This is a genomic window from Streptomyces huiliensis (assembly GCF_020037025.1).
In the GTDB taxonomy this organism is placed as follows: Bacteria; Actinomycetota; Actinomycetes; order Streptomycetales; family Streptomycetaceae; genus Streptomyces; species Streptomyces huiliensis.
This window is the reverse complement of record NZ_JAIQLH010000298.1, coordinates 1-995: the sequence shown is the minus strand read 5'-3', so window position 1 is coordinate 995 and position 995 is coordinate 1. Positions and strand designations below refer to the sequence as shown.

Annotated in this window: 1 protein-coding gene; it reads left to right on the top strand. The window is 79.2% G+C overall.

What is annotated here, in order from left to right; translation table 11 throughout:
• Positions 1-995, top strand: a 995-nt coding sequence (locus JNW98_RS31625; RefSeq protein WP_223771742.1) for a tropomyosin, incomplete at both ends; no start/stop codon positions are given.

The window sequence follows — 995 nt, the reverse complement described above, 5'->3', positions numbered from 1 at the left end:
CCCGCCCTGAAGGAGCACGACTGGGCCGGGGCCGCGATCGGCGCCGCCGACGGCTACCGCTCCGTCCTCGCCGGCCAGGCCGTCCGGCCGCCCGTCATCGTCCCCGGCCGCACCGACCCGGGCGGCGACGGGCTGCTCCCGGGCGACCGGCGGTTCTGGGCACCCGTGGCGGGCGGGGCGCTGCTCTGCCTGGCCGGGCTGCTGCTGCGCCGGCACCGGCACCGCCGGGACCGCCGGCGGGTCACCGTCGTCCCGTTCCGTACCTCCGCGGCCCCCGTCACCGTCTCCGCCTCCACCGAGCCGGGCCTCGCCCGGATGGCCCAGCCGCTCACGTCGCTGCCCGACCTGGAGACGGAGGCGTCGCTCAACCTCGTCGCCACCGACGACGCCGTCCGCACCAGCGCGGAGGAGCTGTCCTTCGCCGTCGCCCAGCTCGGCGAGGCGGCGACGCTGCCGTTCGCCGAGGCCGTCGGGTACGCGCGGGGCGAGCTCACCGCCGCGTTCCGGCTGCGGCAGCGGCTCGACGACGCGCCCGTCCACGACGACGACTTCCGCCGGCACGCCCTCGACGAGATCTGCTCCCGCTGCACCAGCGCCAACCGGCGGCTGGACGCCGAGGCGGCCGCCTTCGACCGGTTGCGCGGGCTGAAGGCCAACGCGGCCGTCGTCCTCGACCGCGCGGAGGAGGCCGCCCGGGCCCTGGAGCCGCACGTCGACACCGCCGAGAACGCGCTGTTCGCCCTCCGCCGCCGGTGCTCCGAGGACGCGCTGTCCCCCGCCTGGCGGTATCCGGCCGAGGCCCGCGACCGGCTCGCGTTCGCGGGCGCCGCCCTGGAGGACGCGCACACCGCACTGGCCGAGGACGACCGCGACCGGGCCGCGGTCTCCGTCCGCGCGGCCGAGGCCGCCCTGTCCCAGGCCCGCACCCTCGCCCGCGCCGCCCTGCGGCACGCCCACGAGCTCGACGGCGCCGACCGGCGGCTGGCCGCGGCCCT